Genomic DNA, 15015 nt, shown 5'->3' with positions numbered 1-15015 from the left:
GATCAGGCCGCCGTGTTGGGAGAGAGGTTCAGGATCGAGCGCCGGCGGGCGTAGAACACCCAGTTCACGACGGCGCAGGTGATGTAGAAGACCAGGAAGATGTAGAGGGCCGTCGTCGGTCCTCCGGTGGCCTTCATGGAGTTGGCGAAGGCCAGCGGGATGAAGAAGCCGCCATAGGCGCCGATGGCCGACGAGAAGCCGACGATGGCGGCCCCTTCAAGCTCTGACGCCTTCAGCCGTTCGGCGGGCGAGGCGCGGGGCAGCAGGCGAGGCATGTCGGCGCGCACCAGGGCCGGGATCATCTGGAAGGTCGAGGCGTTGCCCACGCCGGTCCAGAAGAACAGCCAGAGGAAGCTGGCGAAGAACAGGCCGAACACCGGCTCGCCGCCGAAGGCGCCGACGCTGTAGAGCACCGCCAGCACGCCCACGGCCAGGGCGTAGAAGACGACCTGGGTGACGTTCTGGCCGCCCCAGCGGTCCGACACCCAGCCGGTCATCGCCCGCGAGGCGGCTCCGACCAGGGGCCCGAGGAAGGCGATCTGGAGAATATTCACGTCGGGGAACAGCGTCTTGCCCAGCAGGGGGAAGGCCGCCGAGAAGCCGATGAACGAGCCGAAGGTGCCGATGTAGAGGTAGCACATCAGCCAGTTGTGCTTGCGCTTGAACACCACCGCCTGCTCACGGAACGAGGCCCGCGCGGAGGCGACGTCGTTCATGCCGAACCAGGCCGCCGCTGCGGCGATCAGGATGAACGGCGCCCAGACGAAGCCGGCGTTCTGCAGCCAGACCTGATGCTGGACGCCATTTTCAAGGTAGGTCTGCGGCGCCCCGAACAGGGGGGTGAACAGGGCGAGGCCGGTGACCAGCGGCGCCGTGAATTGCAGGACGCTGACCCCCAGGTTGCCGAAGCCCGCGTTCAGCGCCAGGGCGTTGCCCTTCTGGGCCTTGGGGAAGAAGAAGCCGATATTGGCCATCGACGAGGCGAACGCCCCGCCGCCGAGACCGCAGAGCAGGGCCAGGGCGACGAACACCGGATACGGGGTGTCGGTGTTCTGCACCGCCATTCCGATGCCGATTGCCGGGATCGCCAGCGAGAGGGTCGAGAGCGTTGTCCAGAGCCGCCCGCCGAAAATGGGGACCATGAAGCTGTAGAAGATCCGCAGGGTCGCGCCGGACAGGGCCGGCAGCGCCGTCAGCCAGAACAGCTGGGCGGTGGAGAACTGGAAACCGACCATGTTGAGGCGCGTGGCCGCCGTCGACCACAGCATCCAGACGGAAAAGGCCAGCAGCAGGTTCGGGATGGAGATCCACAGGTTGCGGCGGGCGATCCGTTGGCCGGTGGAGGCCCAGAACGCCGGATCCTCCGGACGCCAGTCGTGCAGAACGTGACGGGACATGCGCGTCTTTCTCTAGTGCGAACGGAGGGGTGAGGCGGCCGCGGCCTTGTCGGGGCCGATCCCGGCCAGTTCGGGGAATTCCGGCAGCGTCGCCAGCATGGGAGAGCGCCGACGCTCCATCCGGCGGACGGCGAAATGCATCCAGACGAGGGCCGTGAGGACCAGCAGGAACAGCAGCATGAAGCAGCTGGTCCAGACGCCGGTCAGATCGTTCAGGGCGCCGAAGGCGATGGGCAGGATGAAGCCGCCCAACCCGCCGATCATGCCCACCAGGCCGCCGACCGAGCCGACGTGATCCGGGTAGTAGACGGGGATGTGTTTGAAGACGGCCGCCTTGCCCAGGCTCATGGCGAAGCCGAGGATGAAGACCACCCCGGTGAAGACCGGCAGGCTCATCACCATGCGGAAGCGGATGGGTCCGTCGATGCCGTCGACCACATAGGATGTCGCCGGATAGGACAGGATGAAGGCGCAGATGACGCTGATGATGAAGGTCAGATACATGACCTTCCGGGCGCCAACCCGGTCCGAGAGCCAGCCCCCGAACACCCGGAACAACGAGCCGGGGATCGAATAGGCGGCGGCCAGCATCCCGGCCACGCCGATACCTACCCCGTAGGCGCCGGTCAGATAGTGCGGAAGCCAGAGGGCGAGAGCGACGAACCCGCCGAAGACGAAGAAATAGTAGAGGGCAAACCGCCAGACGCGGAGGTCCTTCAGCGGCTCCAGCTGCATCCAGGCCGCCACGGGCTTCTGGCCCGTCCGCCGCCGCTCGATCAGCTGCGGCTCGTCGCGGGTCAGGAAGAAGGACACGAGCGCGATGAGGAGGAGCGCTCCGGCCCAGATCTGCGCCACGGCTTCCCAGCCGAACGCCAGCATGACGAACGGCGCCGCGAACTTGGTCACCGCCGCGCCGACATTGCCCGCGCCGAAAATCCCGAGCGCCGTCCCCTGACGGCTCGCCGGATAGAATTTCGAGACATAGGCGACGCCGACCGCGAAGGCCCCGCCCGCCATTCCGACGCCCAGCGCCGCGACCAGGAATTGGGGGTAGGTGTGAGCGTAGGACAGCAGGAAGGTCGCCGCCGCGGCCAGGGCCATGACGATCAGATTAACCCGCCGCCCGCCGAACTGTTCGGTCCAGACGCCCAGGAACACACGCACCAGCGATCCGGTCAGAATCGGCGTCCCGACCAGCAGGCCGAACTGCGCTTCGGTGAGCCCGAGGTCGGTCTTGATCTGGACCCCGATGATCGAAAAGATCGTCCACACCGCAAAACACGCCGTGAAGGCGAAGGTGCTGATCCACAGGGCGGACGCCGCGCCCGGCGCTGATGTTTCGGAGGCGGATACCACCTGGCCATGCTCCATGGACGGTCCCGCTCGCCGGGTCTCCGTTCGGTGATTTCTAACCCGCGTCTGACAGTCGCTGTTTGATGCTTATCAATTGAAGTCTTTGTAGAGTTGGCTCAGAACCTCCTCGATACAGAAAGCTTTCAGTAAACCGACATATGTGCGCCCCGGAGTTGTCGCGCCTGCAGTTGGCGATTGATATTCATCAAGTGAGGTGTTCTAGTGAGCAGGAGTGGCGGCGGTGTGTGTAGCGAACGAGATCAGATCGGGCCCACGCGGCCGGATGTGATCAGGAGGAAAGCCCTATGACCATGCGCGCCGCCGATCTCGACCGCGTCAAGGCGCTGCCGCTGTTCTCGCGGGCCTCGCCGGAAGTCTTCCGGGACGTTACGGCCGGCGCCTTCCTTCAGCGATTCCCCGCGGGCACGACACTGCTGATGGAGGGCGACACCGTCGACTTCCTCTATGTCCTGCTGGACGGGGCCGTCGAACTCCAGGGCTCCTGGAAGGAGAAGGAAACCACTCTGGCGCTGCTGACTCCGATATCCACCTTCATCCTGGCCGCTGTCGTCCTGGATGCGGACGCCCTGATGTCGGCGCGGACGCTGGAGAGGTCCGAGATCCTCATGTTGTCGGGCGAAGCCCTTCGCCGAACCATGCGACAGGACGCCGACTTCAGCTTTGCGGTGGCCCAGGAATTGTCGGGCTGTTACCGCGGCCTGGTCCGGGCCGTGAAGAACCAGAAGCTTCGTGGCGGCGTCGAACGCCTGGCCAACTATCTGATCACGCAAAGGGTTCGTCAGGGGATGCGCGATCCGATCGTTCTGCCCCACGAGAAGCGGGTGCTGGCCTCGCTGCTCGGCATGTCCCCGGAGAATCTGTCCCGAGCCTTCGCCAACCTGTCCAGCTACGGGGTCGTCGTTCACGGCGCGGAGGTCAGCCTCGGCCGTCCGGACGCCCTGGAGCGTCTGGCGCGGCCTGACCCTCTGATTGACAATCACATGCCGCCGCCGTCGGCCGTCGTCGGCAAGGCCGAGAGCGAGCGGTGGACCACCCGGACGGGACGAACCTGCGGCTCTGTCATCGGCTGATCAGCCCCCGAGCTGGGCCAGGTTTCGCAAGTCGCCTGAGCGCCCCACGGCGAGGGCGTGGCCCGCGGACTTGCCCCCGAGAGACGAGACGATGCGTTGCGTCAGCGTCTCGCGGTCATCATCGTCCTGCAGCAGATCGCGCAGGTCGACCCCGCCGTCCCCGAACAGGCACAGGCGCAGCTTGCCCCGGGCGGTGACGCGCAGGCGGTTGCAGCTGTCGCAGAATCCCGGCGCATAGGGAGCGATCAGGCCGATGGCCCCGGCGTGGTCGGGATGACGATATTCCAGCGCCGGCCCGGCGTCGAAGGCGCGGGGCGTCGGCGTCCACCCGTTCCGGTCCAGCCAGTCGCGCAGGCCCTGGGCCTTCACATGATGGCGGGCGAAATAGTCGTCATTGTCGGTCGTCTTCATCAGTTCGATGAAGCGCACCGCCACGGGCCGCTCGCGGACGAAGCGCGCCCAGTCGTCGAATCCGGCTTCGGCCGTCTCGCGCAGCAGGACGGCGTTGACCTTCACGGCGGCGAAGCCTTCGGCCAGCGCCAGATCCAGGCCCGTCAGGACCTGGCTCAGCTTGTCGTGGCCGGTGATGCGGTGAAACGTCTCCGGGTCGATCGAGTCAATGCTGACGTTGATATGGCTGAGGCCCGCGGCGCGCCAGTCGGCCGCGTGACGGGCCAGGTTCCAGCCGTTCGTGGTCATGGCGACCTTGGCCACCCCGGGCGCGGCCGCCACGGCTTCGATGATGGCGTTGAAATCCTTGCGGACGGTGGGTTCGCCGCCGGTCAGGCGAACCTTGCCGAGCCCCAGGTCCGAAAACCCGGCCACCAGACGGGCGATCTCCTCGACGGTCAGAAAGGACAGCGGCCCGGTCTTCTTCCAGCCGTTCGGCAGGCAGTAGGTGCAACTGAAATTGCACACCTCCGTCACCGACAGGCGAAGGTAGTGAAACCGGCGGCCGAAGCCGTCGGTCATGGGGGCGGCGTCGAGCGCCATGGAAGCTCCTTTCCAAACGCGGGAGGCGGAGGGATTTCTCCCGCCACCCTCGATCCTTGCGGATCCGGCCGCGCCACCATGGCGCACGGGCGCTACAGGTCGGGCGGCTCGGAGCGAACTCAAGCGGATTGTTAGTCGATCAATCCATCCCACCCTATGACGCGCGGCCGAACCGGTCTTGATGAAGATCAAGCGCCACCGGCGCGACCCTTGTACGGCTGATGGCTCCGGCCATGCTAGTCAGGACGGCGGACCGAAACGGCTGGCTCCGGATGGAGGCGCGATCAATGGCGAACGCGGAGGCAGGCGTCGGACGGCGGACCGGGCTGATGCTGCTCGCGGCCACAGCCCTGGCCGCCTGTGCGCCCCGGCGCCCCGCCGGCCCGGCGCCGATCGACCTGTTCGCGGCGGCCAGCCTGCGTGAGGTGCTGGACGCGGCCGCCGCCGCGCACCATCAACGATCCGGCCGGACAGTTCGGGCGACCTACGCCGGCAGCGCCCAACTGGCCCGCCAGATCGCCCAAGGAGCCCCGGCCGACCTGTTCATCCCGGCCGACGAGTCCTGGATGGACTGGCTGGACCAACGCGGTCTGATAGAGGCGTCCGCGCGACGACGGCTCGCCTCCAACGGTCTGGTGCTGATCGCCCCGATCTCGACCCCCGACGCGCCCGTCGACCTGACATCCCCGACCGCGCTCGCCGTGCGGCTGGGCGGGGGCCGGTTGGCCATGGCCGAAGCCGCCGTGCCGGCGGGCCGCTACGGGCAGGAGGCCCTGACAAGTCTGAACCTGTGGTCAGGGGTCAAGGATCGGCTGGCCCCCGGCGACAGTGTCCGCGCCGCCCTGGCCCTGGTCGCGCGCGGGGAGGCGCCCCTGGGCGTGGTCTATGCCACCGACGCCCGTGCGGAGCGGCGGGTTCGGGTGGTGGCGGCCTTTCCCGCCGCCAGCCATGCGCCGATCCTCTATGCGGCGGCGCCGGTTCGGCGGCGGGACGGGGCCGGCGACCGCGAGGGCGCGCTGGCCTTTCTGGATTTCCTGACCGGCGCGGACGGACAGGCCCTGTTCCGACGCTTCGGCTTCGCGCCCGCGACCGTCTGAGCACCCCGGATGATCGCGCTCAGCCCCGAGGAACAGCAGATTATCGGCCTCTCGCTGAAGGTCGCGGCGACGGCGACACTGTTCAGCCTGCCCCCGGGGATCGCGCTGGCCTATCTGTTGTCGCGCGCCCGCTTCCCCGGCAAGGCCCTCCTGTCGGGCCTGACCCATCTACCCCTGATTTTGCCGCCGGTGGTGACCGGCTATGCCCTGCTGCTGCTGTTCGGCGCTAACGGGCCGCTGGGCCGCCTGCTCGCGCCGATGGGGATCGTCTTCGCCTTCGACTGGACCGGGGCGGCGCTGGCCGCCGCGATCATGGGCTTTCCGCTGCTGGTGCGGGCCGTGCGCCTGTCGTTCGACATGGTTGATCCTCGCATCGAACGCGCGGCCGAGACCCTGGGGGCGAGGCCCTTCATCCGCTTCCTGACCATCAGCCTGCCCCTCGCCCTTCCCGGGGTCGCTGCCGGGACGGTGTTGGCCTTCGCCAAGGCGCTGGGCGAGTTCGGCGCCACCATCACATTCGTCGCCAGCATTCCCGGGGAGACCCGCACCCTGCCGCTCGCCATCTACAGCCTGACCCAGGTTCCCGGGGGCGAGGCCGCCGCGCTGAGACTGGTCCTCATCTCGGTCGGGGTGTCGATCGCCGCCCTTCTGGTTTCGGAGTGGGGCGCGCGGGCGGCGGCGCGGCGCGTCGGGGGGATGCGGTGATGCTGGAGGTTTCCGCCCATATCGCCCGCGATGATTTCTCGCTCGAGGTCGGCTTTTCCAGCGATGCGCGCATCACCTGCCTGTTCGGCCGCTCGGGGGCCGGCAAGACCACGGTGGCCGAACTGGTCGCGGGTCTGATCCATCCCGTGCGTGGTCGGGTGCTGCTGGACGGGGAGGTCCTGTTCGACAGCGATGCAGGCCTGTCAGTCCCGGCCTGGAAGCGGCGCATCGGCTATGTGTTCCAGGACGCGCGCCTCTTCCCGCACATGACCGTGCGGGACAATCTGCTGTACGGCCCCCGGCGATCAGGCGAGCTTCACCCCGCCCTCGACCAGGCGGCGGCCCTGCTGGGGCTCGAAGGCCTTCTGGAGCGCCGGCCGGGGGCGTTGTCGGGCGGCGAGGCCCGCCGGGTCGCGATCGGGCGGGCCCTGCTGACCCGGCCCCGCCTGCTGATCCTCGACGAGCCGCTGGCGGGGCTGGACGGAGCCCGGCGCGGCGACATCCTGCCCTATCTGGACAGACTGGCCCGGGACGGGCCGCCCATCCTCTATGTCAGCCACTCGGTCGAGGAGGTGGCGCGCCTCGCGGATCGGGTGGTGCTGGTCGGCGATGGCCGGGCCGTCGGGGCGGAGCCGCCGGACGCGACGTTCGACCGACTGGAAGCGGAGGCCGCCGCCGGGCTCAGCGCGCCCCTGTCCATCCTCAACGGACGCGTGACCGCGCACGATCCGGCGGGGAACGCCACCCGGATCGATCTGGCCGGAATCCCGTTTCTGTCGCCGCTCCTGGACGTGGTTCCGGGCGAACGCCTGCGCGTCGTCGTCGACGCCCGCGACGTCGCCCTGGCCCTGACCGACCCGATCGGCGCCAGTTTTCAGAACCGGCTGCCGATGCGGATCGCCGCACTCGAACTGCGGGCCGACGGCGTCCTGGTGCGGCTGGAGGCGGGGGGACTGAGGCTCAAGGCGCTGGTCACGCGCCAGGCAAGCGAACAACTGGGGCTGGCGCCCGGGACCGACGTCATCGCCTTGGTCAAGGCGACCGCGGCCGCCCGCTACGCCTGACCGTTGTCAGCCCCGGGCGATGCGGCTTTCGTCGGCGACCGACCGGGAGGGGGCGCGGCCTGCCCTTGGTCAAGGCGGCCGATTGAGCCGGGCGCGCGCAACAGCGCCTGCTGGGCCTCGGCCGAACGCTCGAGGAGTTCGCGCCAGACTGGAACCGCGGTCGCCTCGTCCAGCCCGTAACGTCGTGCCGCGGCCCGGACGCGGGCGAGGATGTCTGCGATCCGTTCAGGATCCCGCACACGATCCGGCCCGGCCTTGAGCCCGGCGATGAGGACGACCTGGCGCTGACGGGCGGCGACAAGCCGCACCAGGACCGCGTCGATCCGGTCGATTCGCGCCCGCCGGGCCGCCAGTTCGGACGCGCTCACGACGCCGCCCCGACGCCGGCCCGGCGGGCGCCCGCCGCCCCGTGCAGGTAGCCGCTGACCAGAGGTCCCGGCGGCCCCAGAGGCTCGATCCCCAGGGCGAGCTCCCGCGGTGTGATCCGCCCGGCGACAAAGTCCTGGAACAGGTGACTGACCGCGACCATGTCCAGGCTGTGCGGCGACAGCCGCAGGACCGATACGCCGGCAGCCTCAAGCGCCTCGACCGGAACGTCGATCAGCTGGCATCCGTGCGACAGGGTCTGGAGTCCATTCACGGCCAGGAAGTCCTGTCCCTCGATGGTCGCTACGTCCATGCCGTCCGGATGGCGGTCGCAGACATAGCGGCAGGCGTCCCGATGCAGCCCTTCCATCCGGGCCTGGGCGCAGCGGCTCGACAGGGCGAGCGGCAAGCGACCGAAGGCGAACAGTTCAAGTTCGAGCCCCGGGCAGGCCCGGGCGATCTTCGCGAGGGAGCCCAGCGGAAGTTCGACATTGGCGCACAGACGCACGCAGCCCATCCGCACCAGCTCCGCCGCCGCAAGGGCGTTATAGACGTTCAGCAGCGGGCCGGCGACGAAGGGGGCGGGCGCCCGGCTCCAGACCGCCGACATGTCCCCGGCCTCGATCAGATGGTCGGGATCCGCGGCGAGTTCCACCGCCAGCCGGCGTTCCCTGGGCGTCGCGGGGAGAGCCAGGGTGGACCAGATCACCGTCTTGCCTGCCGTCTCCAGCCGCTCGGCGGCCCGCGCCAGGACGTCCTGGAGCAGGGGCTGGCGCTTCCCGCACACCACCTCGCCCAGATAGACCGTCCCGACCGGGGCCTCGTCGGCGATCCGGGCATAGAAGCTCTCGACCCGGTCCGCCGCCCAGTTGAACAGCAGCGGTCCGATCGCCAGCTTCATCGTCCCGTCCGGTTCCATGGACGCCCTCATCGCCAGCGCTTCCGATAGGCGCCGGTGGTCTCTCGCGCCCCCTCGGCGAGATCGCCCAGCAGGGATTCATAGGGGGTGGGCGACTCCCCGCGCCCAATGGCGTCGATGGCGGCCCGGAACGCGGCGGTGACCCGCGCCACATAGGCGCGGCCTCTCTGTCGTCCCTCGATCTTGACGGCGGTGACGCCGGCCCGGGCCAGGCCGGCCAGCAGACTCATGGCGTTCAGGCTGACCGGGTCCTCGAACAGATAGGCCGCCTCGCCGGACCCGCCGCCGCGGAACCGCCCCTTGCACAGGGTCGGATAGCCGCCGACCTCGCCCGCCGGCAGCCGGTCGATGGCGAACCCGGACAATCGCGTCGTGCGCTCGCCGTGGTCGTCGCTGAAACTCACCGCCTCGGGCGGAGAGCACACACCCGACAGGTTCGGCGAGCGCCCGGAAGCGTAGGAAGACAGGGCGCAGCGCCCTTCGGCCATGACGCACAGGCCGCCATAGACGAAGGCCTCGGTCTCGACGGTGATGTCCGGTGTCAGGCTCCGGATTTCCTCGACGCTCAGGACGCGGGGCAGGACGACCCGCTTCACGCCGTATTCGCGAGCGTAGAAGGCGATCGCCTCCGGCGTGCCCGCCGCCGCCTGGACCGACAGGTGCAGGCGGGTGTCGGGATGGTTGGCGCGCATGTGCGACAGCACGGCCAGGTCCGCTGCGATCACGGCGTCCGCGCCGGCCTCGGCCGCCGCATCTGCCGAGGCTCGCCACAGGTCGGTGGCGTCGGCCCGGGCGAAGGTGTTGAGCGCCAGCAGGACCCGCGCGCCGCGTTCGTGAGCCCAGTCGGTCGCCGCCCGCAGTTCCTCGGGGGAGAAGTTCAGGCCCGGGAAATTGCGTGCGTTGGTCTCGTCGCGGAAGCCGCAGTAGACGCTGTCCGCGCCCGCCTCGATCGCCGCCTTCAGCATGGCGGGCGAGCCGGCGGGGCAGACCAGCTCCAGCGCCGGCGCGGTCGCGCCGGTCATGGGCGGACCTCGCCCTGTTGCCAGCGTCCGACGATGGACAGGGCCGCCTGCAGGACTGGGTCGAGCCGCCGCGGCAGGCCCAGGATGTCGGCCATCGTCAACTCCGAGGCTTCCAGCGCATTGTGCAGGGCGAGGATGGCGGCGGTGTCGCCGTCAACGTCGATGCGGCGCTGGAAGAAGGCCCCGTCGGCGTCCCCGCGTCCGTCGAACAGGGCCAGGAGCGTCAGCAGGGGGCCGCTGATACGGGCCGAGGCCGTGGCGGCGTCTGAACCGGGGCGCACCACGCGGATGGACCCGGCCGCGCCGTCCGGCCGCATCTCGAAGGCGACGGGCAGGTCGTCCGGGATGATCCGGATGGTGGCCCGGCGGATCGGACCCAGCCGGTCGAACGCATCGGGCTGGCGACGTGCGACGCCCCGGAGCGACGCCGTCAACAGCATCTCCACGGGCCGCCGCGCGAGGTACAGCAGATCCGTCCAGCGACGGCGCGACGGCGCGACGCGCAGGGGAGCTATGCGCATCGGGAAGAGCCGCTGTCGAGGCGACTGTCCTGTCCGGCATCCGCAGTGACCTGCGGGGATTCGCTGCTCCGGATTTCACCGGCCAGCGGACTGTCGAACGCCATGTCTGCACCCCTTCAAAAGCGGAGGCCAGACTCCGTGATTCCCTGCGGCGCGCGGAAGGGGTCCGGGGGTGTCGCAGACCTGGACCCCCATCAACGGCAGGCTTGACGGAGGTCAAGCGACGGTCGGCGCCGGCGGCCTAGGAAAGCGCAACGCCGCCCCCGCGGATCGGAGCGGGAAACGGAAAGGACACCCGGGAACATGGCCCTTCAACATCTGTCCGTCGGCGAGATCGCCGTCATCCTGCCTGGCGCCACCGCCGTCTTCCGTCGTCACAAGATCGATTTCTGCTGCAAGGGCGACGCCCTGCTTGCGCGCGAGGCGGAGAGCCGCGGACTGGACCTGTCGGCCATCGAGGCGGAGCTTCACGGCCTGGACACGCCGGGCGAGCATGCGCCGGCGGAGATCGCCGATCTGATCGCCCACATTATTGAGCGCTATCACAAGGTGCACCGGCGCGAATTCCCCGCGGTCATCGAGATGGCCCGCCGCGTCGAGTCCGTGCATCAGGCCAGGGCCGACTGTCCCCGCGGGCTCGCCGATCTGCTGTCCCGCATGTTCGAGGACCTGGAAGACCATCAGCACAAGGAGGAGGCGGTCCTGTTTCCCGCCATGATCAGCGGCATGGGACCGGTCCTGCGCCACCCGATCGCCCGGATGATGCAGGACCATGTGGAACTGGGCGAATTGCTCGCCTTCATGGCGGACCTGACCGACGACTTCGTCCCGCCCGAGGGCGCCTGCGGCTCTTGGCGCGCCCTCTACGCCGGTTGCAGCAAGCTGGATGCGGACCTGCGCGAACACGTCCACCTGGAGAACAATATCCTTTTCCGTCGCTTCCTTTGAGCCCGATCAGAAGTCCAGAACGGCCGCGGCGTCGCCCGCGCTGAGGCCGGGGGCGCCGGGGCGGCGGCGGATCAGTACGTCGGCGTTCGCCAGCGCCTTCTGGGTCGCGGAGTCCTGGACCTCCAGCCCCGCGACGCCGTCGCCCACCCGGCGCCCGCGTTCGAAGGTCTCGCGATCGCCACAGGGCTTCAGCGGCGCGGTCAGGGTCATGTCCCGCCAGGCCAGCCATGCGGCCGGATCCCGGCCCGCCAGGCCCGCGAGCAGCGGTGCGAGGAAGAGCCGGGCGGTCACCAGCGCCGATGTCGGATTGCCGGGCAGCCCCAGCACCAGCGCGCCGCCGGCCCGTCCGAACCAGACCGGCTTGCCGGGCTTGATCGCCACCTTCGAGAAGATCAGATCAAGACCGAAGGGGGCGAACATGGCGCGGGCGTAGTCCTTCTCGCCGACGGATGCCCCGCCTGTGACCACCACCAGATCGGCCTCGTCGAGCGCGAGGCGCGCGGCGGCCTCGAGCGTCTCCGGGGTATCGGTCAGCCGGCGGCGGGCGATCACCTCGGAGCCGCACTGCCGCGCCAGGGCCGCGACGCCGAACGAAACGCTTTCCGGAATACTGCCGGGGGTCTCCAGCGCCTGTCCCGGTTCCGCCAATTCATCACCGGTGCCGAGGATGATGACGCGGGGCTTGCGCACGACCGACAGGGTGGCGACATCGGCCGCGGCGGCGGCGACCATGGCGCGGAAGCCGAGGACGGTTCCGGCCGCAAGCAGGATGTCGCCGGCTCCGAAATCCGATCCGGCCGCGCGGATATGGCGCCCCGGTCCCGGCGGAATTTCGAACAGCGCCTCGTCGCCGTCGCGGCCGACGATCTCCTGGACTACGACCCTGTCGGCCCCGTGCGGCGTCGGTCCACCGGTGAAGACCCGGACGCAGGCCCCGGGGGGCAGGACCGGGACGTCCGCCCGTCCCGCGAAGGCGACCGTGGCGACGGGCAATCGCGCTGGCAGCGTCGCCAGGTCGATGTCGCGCACGGCATAACCATCCATGGCGGAAACCGCCGTGCGCGGCGCCTCGCCGCGCGCCCTCAGATCGGCCGCCAGGACCCGATCGCCGGCGGCGTCAATAGCCACCGTCTCGCAGGGGAGCGGCCGGGCCTCGTTCAGGACCAGGGCCAGGGCGGTATCGAAATCGATCACGTCGCGCTTCCGTCGTCGATGGTCCAGTCGCCCGAACGTCCGCCGGATTTCGACAGCAGCCGGACCTGGCTGATGACCATGCCGCGGTCGGCCGCCTTGAGCATGTCGTAGAGGGTTAGGCAGGCCACCGAGACGGCGGTCAGGGCTTCCATCTCGACGCCGGTCGGCCCGCTGACCCGCGCCTCGGCGGTGACGACGAAGCCCGGCAGGGCCTCGTCGAGGGTCACTGTCACCGAGACCTTGTCGAGGCCGAGCGGATGGCACAGCGGAATCAGGTCGGCCGTTCGCTTGGCCCCCATGATCCCGGCGAGCTCAGCGGTCGTGATCACAGCCCCCTTGGGGGCGCGGTTGTCGCGCACCAGGGCGAGGGTCGCGGGCGCGCAGATGACCCGGCCCTCGGCGACGGCCCGGCGCGCCGTCGCGACCTTGTCCCCAACGTCGACCATATGCACGCGGCCGGCGCTGTCCAGGTGCGTCAGGGCGCTCACGGACAGATGCCCCGGAAACGCGGGATCTGGCCGACCAGGGAACAGGGCCGGAACCGGCTGTCCAATTCCTCAGCCAGCACCAGATCCCAGGCGTCGCGGCAGGCTCCGGTCGATCCCGGCACGCAGAAGACGAAGGTGTCTTCAGCCTGCCCGGCGAGAGCCCGGGATTGCAGCGTCGCCACCCCGACCGTCCCCAGGCTGGCGAGGTGAAAGACCACCGAGAAGCCCTCCAGCTCGCGTCGGAACAGCGGCTTCACAGCCTCGGGCGTCACGTCGCGGGGCGAAAAGCCGGTGCCGCCCGTGGTCAGCACCACGTCCACGGCCGGGTCCGCAATCCAGATCTTCAACTGGCCGCGGATGGCGTCGACCTCGTCAGGAACGATGGTCTTCCCCGCCAGCACGTGACCGGCGGTGGTCAGCCGCTCGACCAGGGTTCCGCCGGACGTGTCGGTGGTTTCGTCGCGGGTGTCCGAGATGGTCAGGACCGCGATGTTCAGAGGATGAAAGGGCAGGGTCTCGTCAATTCGTCCGGCCATCAGGGCGTCTCGTCCTTCCAGCGCGCCACGGCGGCGCGATCTTCATCCACGGGCTCGATCCAGCGGACGCCGGCGGGGCCGGTCTCGCGCTTCCAGAATGCGGCCTCGGTCTTGAGCCTGTCCATCAGATAGTCCGCCGCCTCGAAGGCCGCACGCCGGTGCGCCGCCGCGGTGGCGACGAAGACGATGGTCTCGCCGGGGACGATGTCCCCGCAGCGGTGCGCCACAACCAGGTCCCGGACGGGAAACCGCGCTGCGGCGGCCTCGGCGATGTCGCGCATCGAGCGTTCGGTCATGCCCGGATACCAGTCCAGCGTGAGAGCGTCGACGATCGACCCGTCCTTGCCCACGCCGCGGGCCAGGCCGGTGAAGCTCACCACCGCCCCCTCTGTCGTGCGGCCGGCGAGAAAGGCCTCCAGTTCGGCGGGGGCGGACAGGGGGCCGGGAACCAGTCGGACGTCGAGAGACATCTCAGCCCCCCGAGAAGATGGAAAAGAAGGCGATTTCCTGGTCCGGCCGCGCCCGTGCGTCCTCGCCGACCACGACCAGGTCGACGCAGGCGCGGACGTCCGGACGCAGAAGGGCGTCCGCGGCGACCTCATCGCGCTCGGCCAGCAGGCGGCGGATCTGCCCGACGGGCAATCCCTCGGTCGGCAGGTCCAGGCTTCCTTCCGGTCCCAGTCTTTCGCTGACGCGGCCGAAGAACAGAATACGGGTCATGGTCGTCTCCATTTCAGGCCGCCAGGGCGGAGCCCGCGCGGGGCGGGGCCTCGTCCAGATCCACGATGAAGCGCGGGAGAGGCGTCGGCCGAACCGAGGGGCCAGACCCGCAGGGGCTCATCCGGACGATCTCTCGGTCAAGGGCCGTCATCATGGTTATGTCGGTTGCCTCTGCGCCCGAAATCGGGCCGACCTGCCGGGCTTACAGCCTGCGCCCGCATTTCGAATTGCTGACTGTCAATCGGCCTGCCTACTCCCGTCAATGCAGACAGACGAAGGTGCAAGGCCTGCGGCCTGGAACGGGCTGAATCCGGAGGCCGGACACCATAGGGTGGCGGTTGTTGAAGGCGTTCAGGAGCGACCCCTTGACCTGGCGCCGAAGTACAGGGTCGTACGAGCGGGTGAGCTGCATGATCCACGTGCTCGCGGCGCGCATCTCGGAACCAGGGTTCGGGGCTCGAAACAAACGTCTGACCCAATGGAAATAGCCGAGTGGAGATGGTCGGGGCTTCCGGGCCCCTTGAGGCTCAGGCCGCGCAGGGCATCCGCGCCACGTTGCAGTGTGTCCACAGCCGGTCCATCGCCTTGACGAGGTCGTCCA

17 protein-coding genes and 1 riboswitch are annotated in these 15015 nt (G+C 69.4%); of the genes, 5 read left to right on the top strand and 12 right to left on the bottom strand.

All coding sequences use genetic code 11. From position 1 onward, the window contains the following. Nucleotides 1-2 precede the first annotated feature (2 nt). A complete protein-coding gene (locus PSV23_RS16950) occupies nucleotides 3-1397 on the bottom strand; it encodes an MFS transporter (RefSeq protein WP_300471451.1) in 1395 nt (464 codons plus the stop codon). Between the two features lie 12 nt (nucleotides 1398-1409). Next, on the bottom strand, nucleotides 1410-2753 hold the full coding sequence (locus PSV23_RS16945; protein ID WP_300471448.1) for a nitrate/nitrite transporter: 1344 nt from the start codon (nucleotides 2751-2753) through the stop codon (nucleotides 1410-1412). A gap of 308 nt (nucleotides 2754-3061) precedes the next feature. Between PSV23_RS16945 and PSV23_RS16940 the strand changes: the two genes are divergently transcribed. Next, on the top strand, nucleotides 3062-3841 hold the full coding sequence (locus PSV23_RS16940) for a cyclic nucleotide-binding domain-containing protein (RefSeq protein ID WP_300471599.1): 780 nt from the start codon (nucleotides 3062-3064) through the stop codon (nucleotides 3839-3841). On the opposite strand, the gene moaA is transcribed toward PSV23_RS16940, so the two are convergent. Then, the gene (moaA, locus tag PSV23_RS16935) at nucleotides 3842-4834 is read right to left on the bottom strand and encodes a GTP 3',8-cyclase MoaA (RefSeq protein ID WP_300471446.1); all 993 of its coding nucleotides are present in this window, start codon (nucleotides 4832-4834) and stop codon (nucleotides 3842-3844) included. Further along, a riboswitch (molybdenum cofactor riboswitch) is annotated at nucleotides 4824-4960 on the bottom strand. (Overlaps the previous gene by 11 nt.) Nucleotides 4961-5163: 203 nt before the next feature. Between moaA and modA the strand changes: the two genes are divergently transcribed. From modA to modC, 3 genes are read left to right on the top strand one after another with little or no spacing between them, the layout of a single operon-like run. Next, complete coding sequence (gene modA / locus PSV23_RS16930; RefSeq protein WP_300471443.1) at nucleotides 5164-5931, top strand: molybdate ABC transporter substrate-binding protein; 768 nt, start codon at nucleotides 5164-5166, stop codon at nucleotides 5929-5931. Nucleotides 5932-5940: 9 nt separating this feature from the next. Next, the gene (gene modB, locus PSV23_RS16925; RefSeq protein ID WP_300471441.1) at nucleotides 5941-6636 is read left to right on the top strand and encodes a molybdate ABC transporter permease subunit; all 696 of its coding nucleotides are present in this window, start codon (nucleotides 5941-5943) and stop codon (nucleotides 6634-6636) included. Next, nucleotides 6636-7700: a molybdenum ABC transporter ATP-binding protein gene (gene modC / locus PSV23_RS16920; protein ID WP_300471438.1), complete on the top strand. Its 1065-nt coding sequence runs from the start codon at nucleotides 6636-6638 to the stop codon at nucleotides 7698-7700. Before modB ends, modC begins: the two co-directional genes overlap by 1 nt. On the opposite strand, the gene PSV23_RS16915 is transcribed toward modC, so the two are convergent. The 4 genes from PSV23_RS16915 to PSV23_RS16900 are packed head-to-tail and all read right to left on the bottom strand — an operon-like array spanning nucleotide 7691 to nucleotide 10528. Next, complete coding sequence (locus PSV23_RS16915) at nucleotides 7691-8068, bottom strand: chorismate mutase (protein ID WP_300471436.1); 378 nt, start codon at nucleotides 8066-8068, stop codon at nucleotides 7691-7693. The two genes, modC and PSV23_RS16915, sit on opposite strands and share 10 nt — an antisense overlap. Then, nucleotides 8065-8985 carry a U32 family peptidase gene (locus tag PSV23_RS16910; RefSeq protein WP_300471434.1) on the bottom strand — a complete coding sequence of 307 codons (921 nt, stop codon included), beginning with the start codon at nucleotides 8983-8985 and terminating at the stop codon, nucleotides 8065-8067. Before PSV23_RS16910 ends, PSV23_RS16915 begins: the two co-directional genes overlap by 4 nt. 8 nt (nucleotides 8986-8993) lie before the next feature. After that, nucleotides 8994-10007, bottom strand: a complete 1014-nt coding sequence (locus tag PSV23_RS16905) for a peptidase U32 family protein (protein ID WP_300471431.1) — start codon at nucleotides 10005-10007, stop codon at nucleotides 8994-8996. After that, nucleotides 10004-10528 (bottom strand): SCP2 domain-containing protein, encoded by a 525-nt coding sequence (locus PSV23_RS16900; protein WP_300471428.1) that lies wholly within the window; start codon nucleotides 10526-10528, stop codon nucleotides 10004-10006. Before PSV23_RS16900 ends, PSV23_RS16905 begins: the two co-directional genes overlap by 4 nt. A 303-nt stretch (nucleotides 10529-10831) precedes the next feature. On the opposite strand from PSV23_RS16900, the gene ric reads away from it, so the two are divergent. After that, nucleotides 10832-11476 (top strand): iron-sulfur cluster repair di-iron protein, encoded by a 645-nt coding sequence (gene ric, locus PSV23_RS16895; protein ID WP_300471426.1) that lies wholly within the window; start codon nucleotides 10832-10834, stop codon nucleotides 11474-11476. A gap of 6 nt (nucleotides 11477-11482) precedes the next feature. On the opposite strand, the gene PSV23_RS16890 is transcribed toward ric, so the two are convergent. Genes PSV23_RS16890 through PSV23_RS16870 form a run of 5 tightly spaced genes read right to left on the bottom strand, consistent with a single transcriptional unit; the run spans nucleotide 11483 to nucleotide 14414 of the window. Next, nucleotides 11483-12670, bottom strand: a complete 1188-nt coding sequence (locus tag PSV23_RS16890; protein WP_300471424.1) for a molybdopterin molybdotransferase MoeA — start codon at nucleotides 12668-12670, stop codon at nucleotides 11483-11485. Next, nucleotides 12667-13158: a cyclic pyranopterin monophosphate synthase MoaC gene (moaC, locus tag PSV23_RS16885; protein ID WP_300471421.1), complete on the bottom strand. Its 492-nt coding sequence runs from the start codon at nucleotides 13156-13158 to the stop codon at nucleotides 12667-12669. Before moaC ends, PSV23_RS16890 begins: the two co-directional genes overlap by 4 nt. After that, nucleotides 13155-13694 carry a molybdenum cofactor biosynthesis protein B gene (gene moaB / locus PSV23_RS16880; protein ID WP_300471418.1) on the bottom strand — a complete coding sequence of 180 codons (540 nt, stop codon included), beginning with the start codon at nucleotides 13692-13694 and terminating at the stop codon, nucleotides 13155-13157. The genes moaC and moaB overlap by 4 nt, the downstream gene beginning before the upstream one ends. Next, nucleotides 13694-14164 (bottom strand): molybdenum cofactor biosynthesis protein MoaE, encoded by a 471-nt coding sequence (locus PSV23_RS16875; RefSeq protein WP_300471416.1) that lies wholly within the window; start codon nucleotides 14162-14164, stop codon nucleotides 13694-13696. Before PSV23_RS16875 ends, moaB begins: the two co-directional genes overlap by 1 nt. A 1-nt stretch (nucleotide 14165) precedes the next feature. Next, complete coding sequence (locus PSV23_RS16870) at nucleotides 14166-14414, bottom strand: MoaD/ThiS family protein (RefSeq protein ID WP_300471413.1); 249 nt, start codon at nucleotides 14412-14414, stop codon at nucleotides 14166-14168. Nucleotides 14415-15015: the final 601 nt, after the last annotated feature.

Origin of the sequence: Brevundimonas sp. (genome assembly GCF_029946145.1) — a bacterium.
Taxonomy (GTDB): Bacteria; Pseudomonadota; Alphaproteobacteria; order Caulobacterales; family Caulobacteraceae; genus Brevundimonas.
The sequence above is the reverse complement of the archived record's forward strand: the minus strand, read 5'-3'. Positions and strand labels throughout refer to the sequence as shown.

Bases quoted from the DNA above. Each gene is read 5' to 3' on its own strand.
- PSV23_RS16900 (WP_300471428.1), bottom strand. From the start codon at position 10,528: ATGCGCATAGCTCCCCTGCGCGTCGCGCCGTCGCGCCGTCGCTGGACG.
- PSV23_RS16950 (WP_300471451.1), bottom strand. From the start codon at position 1,397: ATGTCCCGTCACGTTCTGCACGACTGGCGTCCGGAGGATCCGGCGTTC.
- moaB (WP_300471418.1), bottom strand. From the start codon at position 13,694: ATGGCCGGACGAATTGACGAGACCCTGCCCTTTCATCCTCTGAACATC.
- PSV23_RS16870 (WP_300471413.1), bottom strand. From the start codon at position 14,414: ATGACCCGTATTCTGTTCTTCGGCCGCGTCAGCGAAAGACTGGGACCG.
- modC (WP_300471438.1), top strand. From the start codon at position 6,636: ATGCTGGAGGTTTCCGCCCATATCGCCCGCGATGATTTCTCGCTCGAG.
- PSV23_RS16940 (WP_300471599.1), top strand. From the start codon at position 3,062: ATGCGCGCCGCCGATCTCGACCGCGTCAAGGCGCTGCCGCTGTTCTCG.
- ric (WP_300471426.1), top strand. From the start codon at position 10,832: ATGGCCCTTCAACATCTGTCCGTCGGCGAGATCGCCGTCATCCTGCCT.
- modB (WP_300471441.1), top strand. From the start codon at position 5,941: ATGATCGCGCTCAGCCCCGAGGAACAGCAGATTATCGGCCTCTCGCTG.
- moaA (WP_300471446.1), bottom strand. From the start codon at position 4,834: ATGGCGCTCGACGCCGCCCCCATGACCGACGGCTTCGGCCGCCGGTTT.
- modA (WP_300471443.1), top strand. From the start codon at position 5,164: ATGCTGCTCGCGGCCACAGCCCTGGCCGCCTGTGCGCCCCGGCGCCCC.
- PSV23_RS16910 (WP_300471434.1), bottom strand. From the start codon at position 8,985: ATGGAACCGGACGGGACGATGAAGCTGGCGATCGGACCGCTGCTGTTC.
- PSV23_RS16875 (WP_300471416.1), bottom strand. From the start codon at position 14,164: ATGTCTCTCGACGTCCGACTGGTTCCCGGCCCCCTGTCCGCCCCCGCC.
- PSV23_RS16905 (WP_300471431.1), bottom strand. From the start codon at position 10,007: ATGACCGGCGCGACCGCGCCGGCGCTGGAGCTGGTCTGCCCCGCCGGC.